The sequence below is a fragment of the Nostoc commune NIES-4072 genome, assembly GCF_003113895.1.
Lineage (GTDB): Bacteria > Cyanobacteriota > Cyanobacteriia > Cyanobacteriales > Nostocaceae > Nostoc > Nostoc commune.
On record NZ_BDUD01000001.1, the window covers coordinates 332480 to 353658 of the forward strand.

A 21179-nucleotide genomic window follows, 5' to 3' on the forward strand; every position below is an offset into this window, starting at 1 on the left:
AACTCAATTAATGACTATTACTGCCAATTCCCAATTGTCAAATGTATTTTCCCAAAACCTGGAATCTATTCCCAGCAAGACTGATGGCTCATTAGCAACTCTAGGAGCCGAGTTGGTGTATACGCAAGATGGAGCAGGGCACTATCTGACCTTTTGGTGGCAGCATAGCGAACTCCTGGGGTTAAGTACCGAAAAAATAGTTGATGAACTGAACCAGACCCAAACCTTTGTCCCAGTGGATAAAGTTACTTATTTGGAACGATTGCACCGAATTTTGACAAGTTTGGTGCCAGAAAGGTTTCAGTGTTGGTTTAGCTACCAGCAGGAATTATTTGAGTTGGAATTGGTAATTAGCCCAATTATGCCGAGTTTGGGAACGACTGCCACTACAGTTTTAGTGATGGGACGGTTAGTGCAAGCAACACTCAACAAAAAACAAGTGCCTGTGCCATCAAAAACGCCCACACAAATAGAAGTGGCAATAAGATCGCAGCAACACCAAAAAGTGGTAAATCGCATTACCAGAAATATCCGGCGGACGTTGGATTTAGATATTATTTGGCAGCAAACAGTTGATAGTTTAGGGAAAGCACTGCGGCTAGAGCGCTGTATTATTTGTCCTTATCAGCCCTCTAGCTCAAAAGTGGAGGTGAAGGCTGAGTATCACCAGGCAGCACTTAAATCAATGCTTGGCTTAGAAATAAATATAGCTTCAGAGCCTGCCTTTGCTCAAGCTTTGGCAACCCTAGAACCAGTTGTAATGCAAGTGCCGGGATATGCACAGTCTGGGCAGCAGAAAACTTTGGTGATTGCAACTTGCTATCAAGACCAGGCCAATGGATTGGTTGCCTTGAGTTGGCAGGATGAATGCTACACATTAACAGAATCAGAATTAGAACTAGCAAAAGAAGCAGCAGATCAATTGGGAACTGCGATCGCTCATGCTACTTTATATGAAGAATTAGAAGTAGCGCGTCAAAAAGCCGAAGAAGCTTCCCGTCTCAAAAGCGAGTTTCTGGCTAATGTATCCCATGAAATTCGGACTCCCCTCAACGGCATGATTGGCTTCTTGAAGCTGATCTTGGAAGGAATGGCAGATGATCCAGAAGAACAAAATCAGTTTTTGTCAGAAGCTCACCAATTATCGATACATCTGCTGAATATTATCAACGACATTTTGGACATCGCTAAAATCGAAGCTGGCAAAATGGAGTTAGCTTATGCTCCAGTCAAGCTAGATGAACTATTCCATGATGTCGAAAATTTCATGCGTCCCCAAGCAGAAATGAGAAATCTCAGCTTCCAGATGCAAATGCCTCCTACCTCCGATGAAATCATTGTCCAAAGCAACTATCAACGGTTGCTACAAGTGATGCTCAATTTGGTAGGGAATGCCATCAAATTTACCCATGAAGGTGGTGTCACCGTTAGCGCCGATTTAGTACTCAAAAAGGCGAACTTTCAAGATCAGCAGTTTCCTGGCATGGTGAAAGTACGTGTAGCAGACACTGGTATTGGTGTTTCTTTAGACAAACAAGATAAACTGTTTCAATTATTCTCTCAGGTGGATGGTTCCCGCACTCGCCACTACGGCGGTACAGGTTTAGGATTGGCAATATCCCAAAAGCTAGTGGAGGCAATGGGCGGCGAGGTACATTTTTATAGTCTGGGCGAAGGACTTGGTTCAACAGTCACATTCACCGTGCCACTATATCAACAACCAGTCATGGTTTCATCCAATGATGGCGACTCAACAAGTAGTGCTGAATGTTAGTCATTGGTCATTTGAATGATTACCAGGACTGGGTTTTGAGTTTTAAAGTTTAAAGTTTTTTAGTAATTATTATTTAATTAAGCATATTGGGCATTGGGTATTGGGAAAAAAATTTCCTTGTCCTCACCTCCTGGCGTTCTCTTCAGGACTTTAACCGCTAAAGTAGAGTAGGAGGGCTTGCACGACAAATTGTTCAGCTAATCTAATATCAAGTTGCTAAAACCAGCAGTGGTTTAGTCAAAAGTCATTCAAAACTGACATCTGACAATCTAGCGGCAATTAGATTTAGGATCGATTTAACAAAGCTGAAAAATAAAATTTTGGATAATGGTTAATGAGTAACCGCGCATCTGGCACAGAGATCATTATTAGTCAATGCCCAATGCCCCATGCCCCATGCCCAATGCCCCATGCCCAATCCCCATCATTAACTTAGCAGGTCTAAAACTATGACACTTACACTCACACCTGAAAACGTTGAAACAGTCTTAGATGAAATGCGCCCTTATCTTATGTCTGATGGCGGTAATGTGGAACTCGTAGAACTCGAAGGGCCTATTGTAAAATTGCGCCTGCAAGGTGCGTGTGGTTCTTGCCCCAGTTCTGCAATGACTCTGAGAATGGGTATTGAGCGCCGCTTAAAGGAAATGATTCCCGAAATTGCAGAAATTGAGCAAGTGGTGTAAAAGTTAGGAGTTAGAAGTTAGGAGTTATGAGTTTGAATCAACTCCTAACTCCTTATTCTTAACTCCTAACTATTTCTATGTCCCATCCTCTCTACATCGCTTTTATCTGGCATCAACATCAGCCACTGTACAAATCTCCTGGCAGTGGCGCTGCGCTATCTCCGAGTCAGCAGTACCGGCTTCCTTGGGTACGTTTGCATGGGACTAAAGATTATTTAGATTTGGTCTTGCTCTTAGAGCGGTATCCTAAGTTACACCAAACGGTAAATTTAGTTCCGTCGCTGATATTGCAACTCGAAGATTATATTGCTGGTACTGCTTTTGACCCTTATCTCACAGCCAGTTTGACACCGGATGAACAACTGACGCAGCAGCAGCGCGAATTTATTATCCAACACTTTTTCGATGCCAATCACCATACTCTAATTGATCCTCATCCCCGTTATGCCGAGTTGTACCAGCAAAGGCAGGAAAAAGGGCAAGCTTGGTGTTTAGCAAATTGGAAATTGTCAGATTATAGCGATTTGCTAGCTTGGCACAATTTAGCTTGGATCGATCCTCTGTTTTGGGATGACCCGGAAATTGCTACTTGGTTAAAACAGGGTCGGAATTTTACTTTAAGCGATCGCCAGCGCATTTATTCCAAACAGCGAGAAATCCTCAGCCGCATTATCCCCCAACATCGCAAAATGCAAGAGGCGGGGCAGTTAGAAGTTACCACCACGCCTTACACTCACCCAATTTTGCCATTGCTGGCTGATACTAACTCTGGTCGGGTAGCTGTGCCTAATATGACACTACCTAAGCAGCGTTTTCAGTGGGCAGAAGATATTCCCCGCCACTTGCGGAAAGCTTGGAACTTTTATAAAGACCGCTTTGGACAGATACCTCGTGGTTTGTGGCCTTCGGAACAATCAGTAAGTCCGGCAATCCTTCCAGATATTATCAACCAAGGATTTAAGTGGATATGCTCAGATGAAGCCGTCTTAGGGTGGACGCTGAAACACTTTTTTCATCGGGATGGGGCAGGGAATGTACAGCAACCAGAACTGCTGTATCGACCCTATCGCCTGCAAACCGCCGAGGGTGACTTGTCAATTGTGTTTCGTGACCATAGATTATCAGATTTGATTGGCTTTACTTATAGCGCAATGCCAGCAAAAAAGGCAGCAGCAGATTTAGTGGGACATTTGCAAGCGATCGCTAAAATGCAAAGAGAAAGTCAAACTGAAGAACCTTGGCTAGTTACCATCGCCTTGGATGGGGAGAATTGCTGGGAATTTTATCCTCAAGATGGCAAACCCTTCTTAGAAGCTTTATATCAAAGCTTAAGCGATGAACCCCACCTCAAACTCGTCACTGTCTCCGAATTTCTCGAAGAATTTCCAGCCACAGCCACCATTCCCGGAGGACAACTACATAGTGGTTCTTGGGTGGATGGCAGTTTCACTACTTGGATCGGCGATCCCGCCAAAAATCGTGCTTGGGATTACTTGACAGAAGCAAGGATTATGCTCGCAAGTCATCCTGAAGCGACGGAAGAAAACAACCCCGAAGCATGGGAAGCGTTGTATGCCGCAGAGGGTTCAGACTGGTTTTGGTGGTTTGGTGCAGGACATTCCTCAAATCAGGATGCCATCTTCGATCAATTGTTTCGAGAACATCTGTTTGGCATTTACAAGGCATTAAATGAACCTGTACCGCCCTACCTCAAGCAACCAGTGGAAATCCACCAAGCACAGGGAAGCCACACTCCACAAGGGTTTATTCATCCCGTCATTGATGGTAGGGGTGATGAACAAGATTGGGACAAAGCTGGACGCATAGAAATCGGTGGGGCGCGAGGGACGATGCACAATAGCAGTGTCATCCAGCGACTTTGGTATGGGGTGGATCACCTCAATTTCTATGTGCGGCTGGACTTTAAAAGTGGCGCAGCACCAGGGCAAGATTTTCCAGCAGAATTGAATTTGCTGTGGTTCTATCCAGAAAAAACAATGGTTAACAGCCCAATTCCCTTGGCAGATGTACCAGATGCAGCCCCACTTAATTACCATTTCCACCATCTTCTGGAAGTTAACTTGCTGACGCAATCGATTCAATTTCGGGAAGCTGGAGATAATTATCAATGGCATCCCCGTTTCAGTCGCGCTCAAGTAGCTTTAAATAATTGTTTAGAGTTGGCAGTCCCGTGGGCAGATTTGCAAGTTCCGCCAGATTATCCTTTGCGCTTGATTTTGGTGCTTGCAGATGAAGGACGTTTTTACAACTATTTACCAGAAAATGCTTTGATTCCTATTGAAGTGCCTTAGAACTCAATAGATTTGGTGTTATACCACTTTACAAAATTCCTTGTAGTAGTCTGTCCTATTAGTTATGAAGGGTTTGTAGTGAGCGATTTATCGCTCAAATCAAGGACTAAAGTCCTTACTACGAACTTTTATAACCCTTCAAATTTAATGGGACAGACCAGTAGTAGTCTGTCCTATTAATTTTGAGGAGTTCGTAGTAAGCACAAAGCGTGCTTAAAAATTCAGGACTAAAGTCCTGAATACGAACTTTTTCATCCCTCATAACTAATGCGATAGATCACTACTGGTCTATCGCATTAGTTATGAGGGACAAGAGAACGAACCGCATACTCCTACGGGGATCTTGCTACGTGCAGCCTCTCGTAGAGAAGAAAAGAAAGAAGAGAAAAATTACTGGGTCGAGTTGAGGGTAATGGTTCTTCAAACGTGTTCATGAGGTCATGAGCGGATTTACCACAGGTAACAACATTATATAAAGCTTGTATAAACTTGATGATTGCTTGATAATAAATTTATTAGGCTTACATATAAAATTAAATTATGTATTTTTCAGCACAATTATATATCACAAAATTATTTTTAGTACAAGAATAAATTGCATTTTTATCAAGAAAAACATGAAATTTAATTAAGGTATCGAATTTTGAATAAGCGAACGAAATACATTTGTGCAAAGGATAATTTTTCGCTTATAACAATTCGAAAACATATTAGATTTTACACAAGTTTATATCTTAAAGATTGAGTAAAGAAGTTTACTTGGCTTGTGAATAGTGATAAAGATAGAAGTGTCTTGACTAAGCAAAATAAAGCATTCAAAAAACCCATTTAAATAAGCTACGTTGCTCGAATTATGAAAATTATTATTGAATAAAATTCATAGGTAGCTTTTGACAAACTAATGAAACAGTTGTGTAAGTTTTTCAGCATTACTGCAAGCAAGTGAGCGACTGCTTTTGATTAATAATACGTTCGTTTTCTTTACGAGTCAGCTATTGTGCCTTTAAATTGCACTAACATTTTTTGTATCTGATTGGGGAGTGGGCATCTTGCCCGCCCTCGTCATGCAATTTGTATACTTAACAGCTTATTGCCTATTGCGCGTCATGCATAGCCCCTATTTACATAAAATACAGCGCAGACAGTTCATTCTCTATAGTCATCAAATTTGTAGAAAGTGGATTAAGGCTCATCAAAAAAGTTAATTTAAAACTTAATTACTTAGTTTATGAAAAGCTTCAATAAGCTTAATTTTTTCACTAAAAGTGCGGTAAAGCCATAGCAAATTATTTTTATTATTAGTGGAGGAGATTAGTGACTGTTATTAAAACTTATTCATCCTGTAAACAAGCGCTTGGAATTGTCACAGTGGCATTAGTCTTGATCATGCCAACAATTAGCAGTAGTGCTAAAGAAAGTGACTGTAAATCGGATAATCAGTGGAGTTTGGGTGGCCAGAACCTAAACAATACTCGCTATCAAGCAGGTGAGAGATACCTCAATCCAAAGAACGTAAAACAGTTGTCTCCCAAATGGGTTTTTAGTGCAGGTGGTGAACTCTCTGCAACACCAGCAGTTGTAGATAAAACTGTATATATACCAGACTGGGGCGGTAATTTTTTTAAGATTGATGCACAGACGGGTACACAGATTTGGGCAAATAGCATTGCCAGCTATATTAATGATCCAACTATCCCAAAAGCTGTCTCGCGCACAAGTCCAGCACTTAAGGGGAATAAAGTAATTATTGGTAGCCAGGAAGGTGCTTTCCTGATAGCAGTTAACAAAGATACTGGGAAGCTCATCTGGAAAACAAAACTTGACAAGCACCCCTATGCTATTATTACTCAGTCGCCGACCATTTATGGCAATCGTGTGTATGTTGGAGTTGCCTCTTCTGAGGAAACAGCAGCAAACCAGCCGAACTATCCATGCTGCACATTCCGTGGAAGCATGACGGCGGTAGATTTAAATACTGGAAAGCTTCTGTGGAAAACTTACACTGTACCAGAAAATTATGGTGAATCGGATGGCTACTCAGGTGGAGCAGTTTGGGGTAGCACACCAGCAATCGATCCAAAGCGAAATTCGGTATATATTGCAACAGGCAATAACTACAATGTGCCTCGAACGGTAAGAGATTGTATTACAAAATTATCTTCACAGAAAGTTCCTAATGAGTCGCAATGCCTCGATCGCAATAATTATATTGACGCGATCATGGCACTTGATCTCAACACTGGCACGATTAAGTGGGCAAATAAACTACAGGGATACGATACCTGGACTCTTGCCTGCTTCTATGGCGGTATCTCCAATTGCCCTGACCCCAAAGGGCCAGATTATGATTTCGCTCAGGCACCCATGCTTTTCACTGTTAAAGATGCGGGAAAATCTCGCGATCTCCTTGGTGCTGGTCAGAAGAGTGGTGTTTTTTGGGCGCTTGACCGGGATACTGGAAAAGTCGTCTGGAGCCGAATTGTTGGCCCTGGTGGTCCTGCTGGTGGAATAATGTGGGGTTCGGCTACGGATGGTCAACAAATCTATGTAGCGATTTCAAACTACGGATTTGAGAAGTACACATTAGATCCCTCAGGTGAGACTATTAACGGTGGGTCATGGAGTGCGCTTGATGCAGCTACTGGCAAAATTATCTGGCAGACAGCAGATCCAACAGGTGAAAGGGATATGGCTCCAATGACAGTAGCGAATGGAGTGGTGTATGCTGGCTCGATGGCATCAGTAGCCGATAAGAATAACATGTATGCATTAGATGCAAAGACTGGTAAAATTCTGTGGAATTTTAACAGTGGGGGATCAGTAATTGCAGGTGCAGCAGTGGTTGATGGTACAGTGTACTGGGGTTCTGGCTACAGCCGCATCCCAGGCGGGTTTAAGTCTAATAATAAGTTTTACGCGTTCACAGTCTCGAAGCATCGGTAACAGGTTAAGTTTACAAACAACTTTTTAATAAGTAATAATACTTAAAACTCTCTCGAAAACGGGGGACTGGGAAAGGACTGTATCTTAACTTAGTGCTATTCCCCTAAATTCTTTGTGAACAAGCTTTTCAAGGCTTAACGGTAAAATTAAGGGACGTACATCTGTACGTCCCTACAGCCGATTCATGTGTGGCAAAGAATTTTATATGTATATTTAATCTTTGTTGTCAATGCGTAATTTCTACGAAAATTTCTTTTTATTTTTTGAAAAAGTTTGATGATTTGGCAAAGTTGCAGTAATTTTACTGTAACCAAAGAATATTTGTCATAAGATTAGAAACATTTCAGAACAGATATTCTACGCTAATGGATCGCTTTTCTCAGAAAATAACGAATTCTCAAGAGAGCATTTTACAGCAAACTCAACTTGGCCAGATGTGTGGTTCCAAGAAGCTGTTTCGCGATCGCTATGAAATATTGCAAATTTTGGGTCGAGGTGGATTTGGGATCACGTTTTTAGCCAAAAATGCTGTATTACCGGGGAATCCTCTCTGTGTTATTAAACAGCTTTGCCCAAAAGTGACTAATCCTCAAACCTGGCAAAGGGCATGTAGGCGCTTTGAAAAAGAAGCAAGAACTTTGGGCCAACTCGGTAGTCATTCGCAAATACCCATGCTATTAGACTACTTTCAGGCAAATGGGGACTTTTTTTTAATTCAAGAATATGTGCCGGGTTTGACTTTGGCACGAGAAGTGCGGCAAACTGGCCCCAAAAGTGAAGCTTCAGTTAAACAGTTTTTGCAAGAATTATTACCTGTATTAAAGTATCTTCATAAACATCATGTGATTCATCGGGATATTAAGCCCCAGAATTTATTGCGGTGTGACTATGACAAACGAATAGTGCTGATTGATTTTGGAGCGGTGAAAGAGCAATTAGCTGATGCTTGTGAAAACTCTCGGAATCTAGTTGCAAACACCAACTTTATCGGAACTAGGGGATTTGCACCACCAGAACAATTTTCTCTACGTCCAGTTTATGCCAGTGATATTTATGCACTGGGTATAACTTGTATTTTTATGTTGACTGCTAAAAGTCCTTTAGAATTTGACTACGACGCAAATACTGGTGAAATATGCTGGCGAAAAGAAGTAATTATTAGCAATAGTTTCGCCCAGATTTTAGGAAAAATGGTAAAAATTCCGTTAACTGATCGGTTTAAAACTGCCGATGAAGTGATGAAAGCTTTAGGTCATGAAAGTTATTTGTCTACTTTGGCTGACTGTCTAACTACCCAAAAATTAAATAATAAAAGTATTACACAATACGGAAATTCTTACGAAACTCCTGATGCATATTTACCACCTGTTGCCAGAACTGCTAATGCTATTCGGAGATGGAGAGCAAAACTAAAGTAAACAAGGTTGCACTGCCTAAAGTATCAAATTAACAATTAATCATGGGTAATTTAAAATATCAAAAACAAATTTAGTAAGATTTTAACTACATTTCATCGTCAGTGATGGTTAATTAATCAGGGTTTATCTTTAATACTTAGTAGATTATTGCTTACCAATATACAAGCAAAATTACTAGGTTTAAAAGTTCCGAAAAAATTTTTATTCAAATTATTATATAATCGAGAGAATAATTAATCTTATGACTCTCGTAGTTTTCCACAGATGAGGAAGACTAACTACTATTTACAAACGCTAACTATATTAAGTAATTCCCCAATCCCCAGAACAGGGTTTTCTACCACGAGTAAGCGAGAGTCAATTTTCTTAAGGGAAAGTTCGGGGCAAACTTAGCCTAAGTTGTCATGCAGTCGCGCCTGTCAGATCATGATCTGCTGCTTAAATCCCGATTGCTCAAATCCCCTGAATCCCAATGGAAAGAAGTCTTGCCAAAGTTGTAGCACCCCGTTGGTGTCACTTTTAAGAAATCGCTTCCGTGTCATCCGAGTTCTTTCAGATGAGGGGGGATTTGGCAGAACCTATCTATCAGAAGATGTCGATAAACTCAATGAACGTTGTGTTATCAAGCAACTAGCTCCAAAATTTCAAGGAACTTGGTCGCAAAAAAAGGCGATGGAGTTATTTGCTGAAGAAGCCCAGCGACTACAAGACCTTGGGGAACATCCCCAAATTCCGACTTTGCTAGCTTACTTTGAGCAAGACGGCTGCCTATATTTAGTGCAGCAGTTTATTAATGGAGAAAATTTATTAAAGGAGTTGCAACAGCGCAAGGCTTATAACGCTAGAGAAATTCAATCTATTTTGCTAGATTTACTGCCTATCCTCAAATTTATCCACGATCGCAAAGTCATTCATCGAGATATCAAGCCAGAAAATATTATCCGCAATAAAAGTGATGGGCGATTAAGTTTGATTGATTTTGGCTCCTCAAAGCAATTTACCGCCAAAGTTCAGCAGAAATCTGGCACATCCATTGGTTCACATGGTTATTCACCCTTGGAACAGATTCGAGATGGTAAAGCTTTCCCCGCCAGTGACTTGTTCGGTTTGGGGGCTACCTGCTTTCATCTGCTAACGGGAAATTCCCCCTTTCAGTTGTGGATGGAATCTGGGTACGCCTGGGTGAGTAATTGGCGGGAATATTTGCGGAGTCCATTAAATGCTGAGTTGGATTTCGTTATCGACAAGCTTTTGAAAAAAGATATCCATGAACGTTACCAGTCAGCCGATGAAGTTCTTAGAGATTTGAGTCCAAAACAACTCCTGGCGCTACCACCAGCCGGGAAATCCTCTGGGAAAATACCACCAACTAAAGCACCGGATTTACCAAAAAGTTATCCCTTAGTGAGAATTTTAATCTTGGTAAGTGCTTTGATTCTGTTGTTTGGATTCCAAGAATCTTGGTATAGACATTTTCGCCGGATTCAGACCAGTTTGGTTTCTCGGCTGACTCAGCACAATAATTCTGGCAAAGATGAAGCATTTTTAGGTCAACCACTAAAAATTACTTTGGGTAAGGTTTCCTTAGCTAATACCCTGCAAGGGCATGGATCGGTTTTATCTGTTGCCATCAGTCCCGATGGCAAAACCATTGTCAGCAGTGGGGGCGATAGCACAATCAAACTTTGGAATTTCGCAACCGGAAAACAAATCTCTTCCCTTGATGGACATTCTCAGCAGGTGAGTGTAGTAGCGATCAGTCCTAATGGCAAAACTCTAGTTAGTGGAAGTGATGACAACACCATCAAAATCTGGAATCTGGCAACGCGAAAGCAAATTCGCACTCTTACAGGGCATTCTGATTCTGTTCATGCCTTAGCCATTAGTGCTGATAGCGAGACTCTAGTTAGTGGAAGTGATGACAACACCATCAAAATCTGGGATTTAGCAACAGGAGAGCAAATTCGGACACTCACAGGGCATACATTCTGGGTACGATCGCTAGCTATTAGCCCTAATGGTGTGATTCTTGCCAGTGGCGGTTTTGACAAGACTATCAAAATCTGGAATCTGACAAAAGGGTACTCAATCCGCACACTGGAGGGAAATTATCAAACAGTAACAGCCGTGGCTATCAGCCCAGATGGTAAAACTTTAGCCAGTGCTAGCCGCGACCGCACCATCAAACTTTGGAATCTAACTACGGGAAAAGAAATTCGCACACTTACGGGACATGCCAACACAGTTACATCCGTAGCCTTTAGCGCCGATGGTAAAATTATTGCTAGTGGTAGCCGCGATCGCACCATCAAATTGTGGAATTCAGCCACAGGAGAAGAAATTCTGACATTGACGGGGCATAGCAACACTGTGACATCTGTCACCTTTAGCCCTGATGGCAAGACTCTTGTCAGTGGTAGTGAAGATAATACTATTAAAATTTGGCAATTATCTCAGTGAAGAGGAATTATACTGAATTGCGTAGTAGGGGCGCACAGCCATGCGTTCCTGTGGTCTATTTACCTGAATTAGCGATCTATCAAACACTTTTAGATCCGCCTAAATCCAGATGAGTTAGACGAACCTCCTGTATTGAACTAAAGTTCAAATCTGTCGCTTTTGCCTACCGCAGAAGGACAGGTTTTGCGCTACTGGGAGGTCGCTATCGTCCCACTCAGGTATTATCAGATGAGGCAAGAATATAGGACTAGTATTTGATTTCTGAAAAGATACGTAGGGTGTGTTAGCGACAGCGTAACGCACCATCATCAAGGGTTTGGTGCGTTACGAACTGCGTTCTAACACACCCTACAATACCTAATTTCGTTCAAAAATCAAATATGATTCCTATAGCTGCGTGCTACTTGATTGCAAATTAAAAAGGAAAGCAACGTGTGCAATCAGCCGCAGAAGTCTCTGCCCCTGCGATAATTACTGAAGTTGGCTCAATTTTGATTTTTAATTGCTTATGCATCCTCGCCAAAAAATTACGGAGATGTTCTCAACCTTCGTTCAGTTGGAAGGAGACAGATTCAGCAAATGGTTGATTGATATCAAGCTGCATCGAAGTATTCAAAATTGTTTGAAGTGTTCACAAGAAGTCTCTAACTCAGAAAACTTTTGGGCACTATATTGGCACAAGTGCTGGCGAGAGGAATCTAATAGCCTTGCTAGAATGCATTTATCTGCTTATTTACAGGAACCAAATTATTGGGCTGCTAAAAAAACAATTGCCAAATTTACAAATAGTCAATACAGCCTAGCAGATTATTTTCAAATGGCGAATGCTGAAATTGAAACAATTCTTAAACAATTTAACCCAGAAAAATGCTCTAGTTTAAAAGCCTATGCTACTATTGCAGTTCCCAGTCGGCTAAAAGATATTTTACGCCAACGCAAAGAAGCTGATATTTGCACAAATTGGGCATTGTTACGCAAAGTAAGCAAAAAGCAGTTATTAGAAGCTCTTGCTCAAGCTGGATTATCACCTATTCTAATTGACCAATATCGACTCGCCTGGACTTGTTTCAAAGAACTGTATGTTCAAAATCAACCAGGTGGTACAAAATCACTACCAGAACCAGAATCCCAACTTTGGGAAGCTATTGTCAACCTTTACAACCGCGATCGCCAAAATCAGTTAACTCAACCTACTCCAGAATGCACGAGAGAGAAAATTGAACAGTGGCTAACCCAGGCAGCTGTCTACGTGCGTGGTTATCTGTATCCACCTGTTAGTTCTCTAAATGCAGCGATATCAGAAGATGATTCCACAACAACTTTTGATTTGCCAGATCCATCCCCATCCTCTGACTCATTAATCGCTCAGATGATAGCCCAAGAGGATGCCCAAAACCAACAAAATCAACAATCTCAGATTGAAAATGTTTTGTTAAAAAAATTACAAACTCTTGAGGCAAAAACCCAAGAAATACTAAAATTTTACTACCAACAGGGGTTAACTCAGCCACAGATTGTAGAACGCCTACAAATGAGTCAGCCTACTGTTTCTCGCCGACTGTTCAAAGCTAGAGAATCAATGCTTTCAGAATTGATCCAATGGAGTCAAGACACGCTTAATATTTCTGTGACTTCCAACCTAGTTAATGATATGAGTAGTGCTTTGGAAGAATGGTTGAAAGTTAAGTATGGGGAACATCGCTGAGATTATGAAGGATGAGGTAGTAAAAATGACTTCTGCTTTTACGGAACCACAGGAACTATTGTTAGAAATATCGCCATCCTTACAGACAAGCTCTTGGCAAGAAAGCCAAATGTACGCCACACCTAGTAGTCGCTGGCGTGCTTACATAAATCAAATTTGCCTTCATGGGTTTTTGAATTGGGTAAAAGCTGAATATGTTCCAGAAGCAAGTATCTGGTACAGTTCCCCTGGTATTCCTGCTTTTTGGGAATTTGTCAATGGCACAGCAATTTTGTTAAACCAAAAGCGAGTCGTTTTAATTCCTAGCGAGGCAATTGATGATAGCGAGTTAGAAGTTCCTCAAGAATGGGTAGACATTCCCAGTTGGGCAGCAGACTATTATTTAGCAGTGCAAGTCACACCAGATGGGGAGTGGGTAAGAATTTGGAGCTACATAACCCATCAAAAACTTAAATCACTAGCAGACTATGACCAAGTAGATAGGACTTATTGTATAGATGCACGGCACTTAATTAAAGACCTTAATGCTTTTTGGATCACCTACCAATTTTGTGGAACAGAGGAAATGAAAGGTGCGATCGCTCCACTACCAGAATTATCGAGTGTAGAAGCAGAAAATCTTGTACAACGGTTAGGTGATTCCTCTGTAACATTTCCCAGACTTGCAGTGCCATTTACAACCTGGGGAGTGCTACTAGAAAATGAGCAGTGGCGGCAGCGTTTGTACCAAGAAAGGCTGCGATATCTACAACAGACTGCACCTACACAATTTTCACAAGTACAAGTGAATCTCAGTCGTTGGCTGGAGCAGATTTACGATGCTTCTTGGCAAGCTATAGAGACTTTTTTTGAGCCAAACTCCAGTAGCCTAGCTTTTAATTTTCGCACTTCTTCCGGGTTAAGTGCTGCCGCTATCAAACGCGCCAAGCTGATTGACTTGGGAATAGAAATAGAAGCTCAAAAAGTTATTTTATTAATTGCCTTAATACCAGAAGCTAACCAACAAGTTAGTATTCGTGTGCAACTACATCCAGCTTCTAATCAACCTTATCTACCTGCTAATATCAAGCTAGTTTTACTTTCAGATCGAGGGGAAATACTTCAACAAGTACAAGCAAGAGTTCAAGATATTTATGTGCAGTTGAAACTCTTTGATGGGGAAGTGGGAGAATGTTTCAGCATCCAGATCGATCTGAATAATTATCAAATAACAGAAAACTTCATAATTTAGTGATTAGGAGCCAGCAGTGTCAAATTGGTGTTGATTGGGTCAAATTTGTGCTATGTAGTCTTTGTATTACACTTTTATTTGGTATTTTTGCATAAGTAGAATGCTTCCTGTTGATTAGTCATTAGTTAATCACAAATGGCAAAGTCTACCTAACTTATGAGTAAGCTAGTTGTCTTCAGCTTCTTGGGAGGAGATTTAAATCAAGGATTTCCTGTTGTCACGGCTCAACTTTGGTGTCATAACCAATTTGTACCCGTGAAATTAACAGGGAATCTACCGCCAGCACCAGAACTAAGCGAACTCTACCGCAGATGGCAATTACTCTACGCAGCAGTTCATCAACGCCTGGGTAGCAGTTACCGTATAAAAGTACATTCGCAAGACATAACCAATATTTCTGTCAATGACTTCAATGAAGTATGTCAACAGCTACAAGCAAATATCAATGCTTGGTTAAAATTTGAATCATTTCAGAATATTGAACGGCAGTTGCGAACTCTACTTAGTCGTAATGATGAAATTAGAGTCATTATTGAAACAAATATAGCTCTACTGCATCGCCTGCCTTGGCATCTATGGCATTTTTTTGAAGATTACCCGAAAGCAGAATTAGCTTTAAGCAATCATGAGTATGAATCTCCTCAGCTATTACAAAAATCTCCTACAGGTAAAGTCAAAATTTTGGCAATTCTAGGCAATAGAGTTGGTATTGATATTGATAAAGATGCCTCTGCTTTACAAGGTTTAACAGATGGCAAAACCACTTTTCTTATAGAACCAACACGACAAATACTTGACGAGCATCTATGGAATCATGATTGGGATATTCTATTTTTTGCCGGCCATAGCACTAGTCTTACTGACGGAGAAATTGGGGAAATTTGCATCAATCAAACAGAAATTTTAACAATTTCGCAGTTGAAAAATGGACTTAAGGCAGCAATTAGACGCGGTTTGAAACTGGCAATTTTTAATTCTTGTGACGGAATTGGCTTAGGACGAAATTTAGCTGATTTAAACATTCCCCAAATGATTGTAATGCGGGAAGGGGTGCCAGATTTAATCGCACAGGAATTTTTAAAAAACTTTCTTACCGCCTTTGCAGATAACAAACCATTTTACTTGGCTGTGCGAGAAGCACGAGAAAGACTTCAAGGACTGGAAAATGAATTTCCTTGTGCCAGTTGGTTGCCAGTTATCTATCAAAATCCTACAACTGTTCCTACTACATGGCAAGAACTGTGCGGTAATTTTGCTGATACTAAATTTGTAGGTGAAGTTTCGACAAAAGGCAAAATTGCAACACTAAAATTAAAACTTTGGACTGTACTACTTAGTACTTTGATTGTGGCTATTTCAACATTAGGTTTGAGATACTTGGGAATCTTTGAGAAAATCGAACTGCAAAGTTTCGATCAAATGCTACGGTTGCGACCTCAAGAAGAGCCAGATCCAAGGTTAATAATTGTAGAAATTACTGAAAAAAATATTCAATCACGACAAGAGATGACCAAAGGACTGAAATCCATTTCGGATAGTACGTTAGCTAAATTGCTTAACAAAATACAAAAGTCTCAACCGCGAGTTATTGGACTGGATATTTATAGAGACTTGGCTGACCCCCCAAATAAATCAAATCCAATACAACTTCCGACTGAACTTAATAAAGATAATGTTGTTGTTGTCTGCAAAAGCCGCGATCGTAAATATGACCCACAAGGTGTTAAACCTCCGAAAGACGTACCTGTAGAACGTCAGGGTTTTACTGATGCAATTCAAGACCCAGATGGTATCGTTCGTCGCCAAATTTTGATGATGGCACAAGAGCCTTCTTCAACTTGTACAACACCTTATTCGCTCTCGTTGCAATTAGTTGCTCGTTACTTATCTTATGAAAATATTAAACCTAAATTTAATGAAGATTATGTACAGTTTGGCTCTAAAGTATTTAAACGCTTAAAATTTAGCCGCAGTGGTGCCTATCAACAAGGAGTTGATTTAGGCGGAAATCAAATACTTGTCAATTACCGTAATACAGATTATCAGAGAGTTTCTCTTGATGAGGTATTAAGTGATAAATTCGATCGTAAATCAATGAAAGATAAGGTAGTGATCGTTGGAGTGACAGCTAATACAGTCAGCGATACTTGGTCAACTCTCTACAGTACTGCACAGCAAGATTACCAAGAAATACCAGGGATATTTATACAAGCACAAATGGTTAGCCAAATTTTGAGTGCAGTTTTAGACCAACGTCCAATTCTTTGGGTTTTGCCTTACTGGGGCGATATTCTTTGGATATGCGGCTGGTCTGTAGTTGGGAGTCTGATTATTTGGCGGGTGCGATCGCTCTCACATAAGAGATATACTATCTTTGTAACAGTTGTCATATTATATGGAGTATGTGCGATCGCTCTTTTAAAACAAGGGTTATGGTTGCCATTTATTCCTTCTGCCTTTGCCGTGGTTGCAAGCGGTGTTGTTGTAATGTTGATTCAACGCCGTCACCCGATTTCACAACCCTTAGTTGAATAAAATTTTCCTTTATAACTGAAAAATAACGTCAATTTGGCGATTGACGATCTCAAAAATCCGTCATTAATTTTGCTTTGCGGAGTACAAATTGCAGTACAGTTTCTTCGCGAGTAATAATATCAACTCTGCCATCCATACCCAATTGAATTTGACATTTCTTTGTACTGCGACCTAAAGCAAGTTTCTCTGGTTCAATTGTGACTTCGTAAAAAGCACCTACAGCAGTTGCTTTTGGGGTAGAGTTGGTGTTAGCATCTGCATCGTTTTTTTGCGACCTAACAGCATCCGGGGAAATCGTTTTGACAAGGCCATTAAGAGTACCATAATCAGGATAAGGACAAGCTGTCACTCGCATTTGTACCTTTTGACCGATTTTTATCTTACCTTTTTCCTCAGAACCGACAGCTGCTTTGATAACTAAAGGTGCATGACTAGGAACAATTTGCACAACTTCCTCCCCAGCCCGGAGAGTTTGACCGGGGTTTCTCAAATTTAGCTTGGAAATAATCCCGTCTGCTGTAGCGGTAATAGTAGTTTGCTTCAGGTCAGTTTCAGCTTGCTTGAATTCGCTAGTATCGCGCTCTAATTGTTTTTCCGTTTCAATTTTCTGCTTAAGAAGTACTTGAAGTTCTCTTTCTAAGGATGCTTTATTTACTTCCCCAGAGGCTTTTTCTTGAGCAATACGTTCAGTCGCTATTGCTACCTCTGCATTGCTGGGATTGAGAGCTGCTTGTGCGCGATCGCGTTTAGCAATAGCCCCATTAACAGCTTGTTTTAGCCGTTCATTTGTTTTTTCTTGGGCTTTATAAGTTGCTTTTTGCGCCTCTACAGCTTGTTGTTGCTGTTTGACAGCCAACTGTACTTCTTCTAGTTGGTCGCGGGATAATGCCCCTTGTTTAGCGGCACTTTCATAGCGATTCTGCTTTGATGTCGCTGCTCCTAAAGCCGCCTCAGTTGCGTGGAGATTAGCTAATGCTGATTGTAACTGTGCTTGCCCTGCATATAATTCTTCTTGAGCCATTTTGACATTGGCTGATGCTTCTTGAAGTTCAGTGATACTGGTAATTTTTTTGTCTCGATGATCGCGATCGCGTCCTTGCAATTCTGCTTTAGCAGAGGCGATACTCCGATTAGTGCGATCGCTTTCAGCTCGAATTTGACTATCGATTGCATTTATTTGCGGAACGGTTTGAATTAGTTGTAACCTAGCTTGTTGAATATTGGTTTGCAACTGATTTTTTTTAGTTTGCAGTCGAGAGTCATCAATAGTAGCAATTATATCTCCTTTTTGTAGTGTTTGATTTTCTTTGACGTAAATATGCATTACCTGTCCTTCTGTCGCCGCCTGTACAATTGGCAATTCACCCGCAGGACGAATAACCGCTTGCCCAATGACTGTAACTTTATATTTAGCAACCGCAGCCACAGGAACAGCTAACGACAACACAAACACGATAAATAGTCCACCAAATGTAGTCCAACGGCTAATCGGTGGGAGAAACTCATTGTCTTGAACTAAGGGTAAAAAGTTTGTTTGAGACTTACTAATCATAAGTTATAAATATCTCTAAAATGTCTAATCAACATTAACTAATTCCGAAAAAGTAAAGAAGATTTTAATCCATTACCATTATTAGAAGAATAAATTTCATCAAGAAAGCTTAAATGCTCTCCAGGGACATGACGTAATTCTTCTGGAGTTCCTTGAATTTTTAAGCGCCCATCTTCAAGCAACACAATCCAATCAGCCCGTTTGATAACTTGAGGACGATGGCTAATCATAATTGTAGTTTTGCCTTGACGGTGATTAAGTAATCTATCCAAAACTTGAGTTTCACTTATTGGGTCAAGAGCGCCTGTAGATTCATCTAGAATTAATACAGGTGGGTCAGTCACAATTGCTCTAGCTATAGCTAATCTCTGCCTTTGTCCGCCAGAAATATTTGCACCAAATTCGCCTAAAACAGTTTGATATTTATCGGGTAATTTACTAATAAATTCATCTGCACCAGCAATTTGACAAGCAAGGACTATCTCTTCAAAACTAATGTTGGGATAACTAAAGTGAAAATTTTCTACAATCGAACGACTCCAAAAATGAGGTTCTTGGGGAACTAATACGACTTGCTGTCGCAGACATTCTAAAGATAAGTCTTGCTGGTTGTATATGCCATAACGAATGTTACCAGATTGGACTTGATATAAACCAGTAATTAATTTGCCAAGAGAGCTTTTACCACAGCCAGATTGACCGATTAAGGCTATTACTTGACCACCAGGGATAGTTAAAGAAAAATTTTCTAACAGGTCAGTTCTACCAGCATGGTGAAAGTTAATTTGAGAACAAGTAATATCTGCATTGCCAGAAATTTCTGCCCAAGGTTTTTTAAAGTCATTTTCATCTTCTGGGGTAGCATCTATCACTTCTGTCAAGCGCTGAACGACAATTTGAGCAGTGATAAATTGATCAATTAGCCCGACTACTGACGATAAAAACCCAAGAAAGCTGCCACTCATCCCACTGTACGCCAGCAGTTGACCGATGGATAATGTCTGATTAATCACCAAGCTAGAACCTAACCAGAGTATGCTAATACTCGTCAAATTGGAAAGAATACTAGTGACTGTGCTGCTGTAAAGCCCCAACTTCATCGTAGTCCAGCCTAAGTTAGCAAGGCGACCAAAATTTGTCTGATATTCTTGCCAAGCTTGCTCTGTAGCTTGGGTGGTTTTCAAGACTTGAACACCACGAAAGGTTTCGACTAAGAAGCCTTGATTTTCTGTACCTTTAACGATGAGGCTGCGGGTTTTTTGGCGCAAGGCGGGAAGAAAAAGCAGGTTGACTCCTGTGACGATCGCAAAGGCGGCGACGGAAGCGAGAGTCAGTTGCCAACTATAGAAGAGCATGAAACCCAAGGAAACCAGAGCCACAAAAAATTGACTGGGTAAACCAAGGACAATTTGAGAAACTAGATTATTGATGGTATGAACATCTGCAATCCGGCTAACGACTTCCCCACTGCGACGTGCTTCAAAATATGATAGGGGTAAGCGCAACAGTTTTCGGCCGTATTCTAGAATTAGCCCCAATTGCAACCGTTGACCAAAATGACCAATCAGGTGAGATTGTACCAAACCAATGGCACTTTGAATTAGGTTCATGGCAATGACGCCAATTGCCACTGTTGTTAGTAGTTGGGTATCTCCCCGCACTAGCACATCATCGGTGAGGAGTTGCATCATTAAAGGGGAAGCCAGGGACAACAGCCCGATCGCGAAGTTGATGGCGATCGCCTGAACCAAAAGATTGCGATAGGGCATAACGCGGGCAATAAAGCGCCCAAAACCGCCAATTTTATCTTCTGGTTGCTCATAGAAGCGGCTATCGTCTGGCATCAGCAGCAGCATCACACCATCACTCCAACCCGCCATTAACTCTTTTAAGGTGAGATAACGGATACCAAATGCGGGGTCAGAGATCACACATTTTTTCCCCTTTAGCCCGTAAAATACTACCCAGTGGTAGCCTTTCCAGTGAATGATCGCAGGCAAGGGAACTTCATTTAATTTCTCTATTAGTTGTGCGGTGGCTTGGACTTGACGAGCATGGAATCCTAGAGTTTCTGCTCCCCGTCTCAAACCTAGTAGTGTTGTTCCCCGCGAACCTGTGCCCACTGCTTCTCGCACGCGGTTGAGGGTAAAGGTGCGTCCGTAGTGTTTGGCAACAGTTGCAAGGCTTGCAGCACCACAGTCTTCCTGACTGTGTTGCAATATGCTGTGGTATTTCATTGTTTAATGATTAAAGAATGATTTTATTCACTGTTGGTAATCAAAGATTTTTTAGCTTTGCCTTCTGATTCTTAATTGGTAGCAGGAAATGATTTTATTCACTGCTACGATTATCATTTTTATTTAAACCCTTTTAAGTATTTTTACTGATTTACAAAATGTACTTATTCTTAAAATTTTGGGCGTTGCTGATTAGATGTATGAGTCTTATTGTAGAGACGTTGCATTGCAACGTCTCTACAAAAATTTTGAAATCACACAAAATGATTTTCATACCTGAATTCAGCAACGCCAAATTTTGATTCTGAAAGGATGTTTGAAAAGTA

General features: G+C 40.9%; 11 protein-coding genes. 9 read left to right on the plus strand and 2 right to left on the minus strand.

The genetic code is table 11. The features are described from left to right. Positions 1-10: 10 nt before the first annotated feature. The 9 genes from CDC33_RS01465 to CDC33_RS01505 all read left to right on the plus strand — a co-directional run bounded on the left by CDC33_RS01465 (position 11) and on the right by CDC33_RS01505 (position 17064). Positions 11-1774, plus strand: coding sequence for a sensor histidine kinase (locus tag CDC33_RS01465; RefSeq protein WP_109006979.1), 1764 nt, complete (start codon positions 11-13; stop codon positions 1772-1774). Between the two features lie 449 nt (positions 1775-2223). Beyond that, positions 2224-2460 carry a NifU family protein gene (locus tag CDC33_RS01470; RefSeq protein WP_109006980.1) on the plus strand — a complete coding sequence of 79 codons (237 nt, stop codon included), beginning with the start codon at positions 2224-2226 and terminating at the stop codon, positions 2458-2460. Positions 2461-2537: 77 nt separating this feature from the next. Then, positions 2538-4772, plus strand: a complete 2235-nt coding sequence (locus tag CDC33_RS01475) for a glycoside hydrolase family 57 protein (RefSeq protein WP_109006981.1) — start codon at positions 2538-2540, stop codon at positions 4770-4772. A 1314-nt stretch (positions 4773-6086) separates the two neighbouring features. Then, positions 6087-7715: an outer membrane protein assembly factor BamB family protein gene (locus CDC33_RS01480; protein WP_109006982.1), complete on the plus strand. Its 1629-nt coding sequence runs from the start codon at positions 6087-6089 to the stop codon at positions 7713-7715. Positions 7716-8080: 365 nt separating this feature from the next. After that, a complete protein-coding gene (locus tag CDC33_RS01485) occupies positions 8081-9133 on the plus strand; it encodes a serine/threonine-protein kinase (protein WP_109006983.1) in 1053 nt (350 codons plus the stop codon). Between the two features lie 426 nt (positions 9134-9559). Continuing rightward, a complete protein-coding gene (locus tag CDC33_RS01490; protein ID WP_181373859.1) occupies positions 9560-11593 on the plus strand; it encodes a serine/threonine-protein kinase in 2034 nt (677 codons plus the stop codon). Positions 11594-12128: 535 nt separating this feature from the next. Next, a complete protein-coding gene (locus CDC33_RS01495) occupies positions 12129-13298 on the plus strand; it encodes a sigma-70 family RNA polymerase sigma factor (RefSeq protein WP_369694276.1) in 1170 nt (389 codons plus the stop codon). Then, positions 13282-14529: a DUF1822 family protein gene (locus tag CDC33_RS01500; RefSeq protein ID WP_244919103.1), complete on the plus strand. Its 1248-nt coding sequence runs from the start codon at positions 13282-13284 to the stop codon at positions 14527-14529. Before CDC33_RS01495 ends, CDC33_RS01500 begins: the two co-directional genes overlap by 17 nt. A gap of 156 nt (positions 14530-14685) precedes the next feature. Beyond that, positions 14686-17064: a CHASE2 domain-containing protein gene (locus CDC33_RS01505; protein ID WP_109006986.1), complete on the plus strand. Its 2379-nt coding sequence runs from the start codon at positions 14686-14688 to the stop codon at positions 17062-17064. A gap of 49 nt (positions 17065-17113) precedes the next feature. Here the strand turns inward: CDC33_RS01505 and CDC33_RS01510 are convergent, their stop codons facing one another. Together CDC33_RS01510 and CDC33_RS01515 are read right to left on the minus strand one after the other, a co-directional pair. Beyond that, entirely contained in the window at positions 17114-18616 is a 1503-nt protein-coding gene (locus CDC33_RS01510; protein ID WP_109006987.1) for a beta-barrel domain-containing protein, read from the minus strand. A 38-nt stretch (positions 18617-18654) separates the two neighbouring features. Beyond that, on the minus strand, positions 18655-20853 hold the full coding sequence (locus CDC33_RS01515; RefSeq protein WP_109006988.1) for a peptidase domain-containing ABC transporter: 2199 nt from the start codon (positions 20851-20853) through the stop codon (positions 18655-18657). Between the last annotated feature and the right edge of the window lie 326 nt (positions 20854-21179).

What these genes read in the sequence shown, in the direction of transcription:
- CDC33_RS01465 (WP_109006979.1), top strand. Translation starts at nt 11, where the DNA reads ATGACTATTACTGCCAATTCCCAATTGTCAAATGTATTTTCCCAAAAC.
- CDC33_RS01495 (WP_369694276.1), top strand. Translation starts at nt 12,129, where the DNA reads ATGTTCTCAACCTTCGTTCAGTTGGAAGGAGACAGATTCAGCAAATGG.
- CDC33_RS01505 (WP_109006986.1), top strand. Translation starts at nt 14,686, where the DNA reads ATGAGTAAGCTAGTTGTCTTCAGCTTCTTGGGAGGAGATTTAAATCAA.
- CDC33_RS01510 (WP_109006987.1), bottom strand. Translation starts at nt 18,616, where the DNA reads ATGATTAGTAAGTCTCAAACAAACTTTTTACCCTTAGTTCAAGACAAT.
- CDC33_RS01500 (WP_244919103.1), top strand. Translation starts at nt 13,282, where the DNA reads ATGGGGAACATCGCTGAGATTATGAAGGATGAGGTAGTAAAAATGACT.
- CDC33_RS01475 (WP_109006981.1), top strand. Translation starts at nt 2,538, where the DNA reads ATGTCCCATCCTCTCTACATCGCTTTTATCTGGCATCAACATCAGCCA.
- CDC33_RS01470 (WP_109006980.1), top strand. Translation starts at nt 2,224, where the DNA reads ATGACACTTACACTCACACCTGAAAACGTTGAAACAGTCTTAGATGAA.
- CDC33_RS01515 (WP_109006988.1), bottom strand. Translation starts at nt 20,853, where the DNA reads ATGAAATACCACAGCATATTGCAACACAGTCAGGAAGACTGTGGTGCT.
- CDC33_RS01485 (WP_109006983.1), top strand. Translation starts at nt 8,081, where the DNA reads ATGGATCGCTTTTCTCAGAAAATAACGAATTCTCAAGAGAGCATTTTA.
- CDC33_RS01490 (WP_181373859.1), top strand. Translation starts at nt 9,560, where the DNA reads ATGATCTGCTGCTTAAATCCCGATTGCTCAAATCCCCTGAATCCCAAT.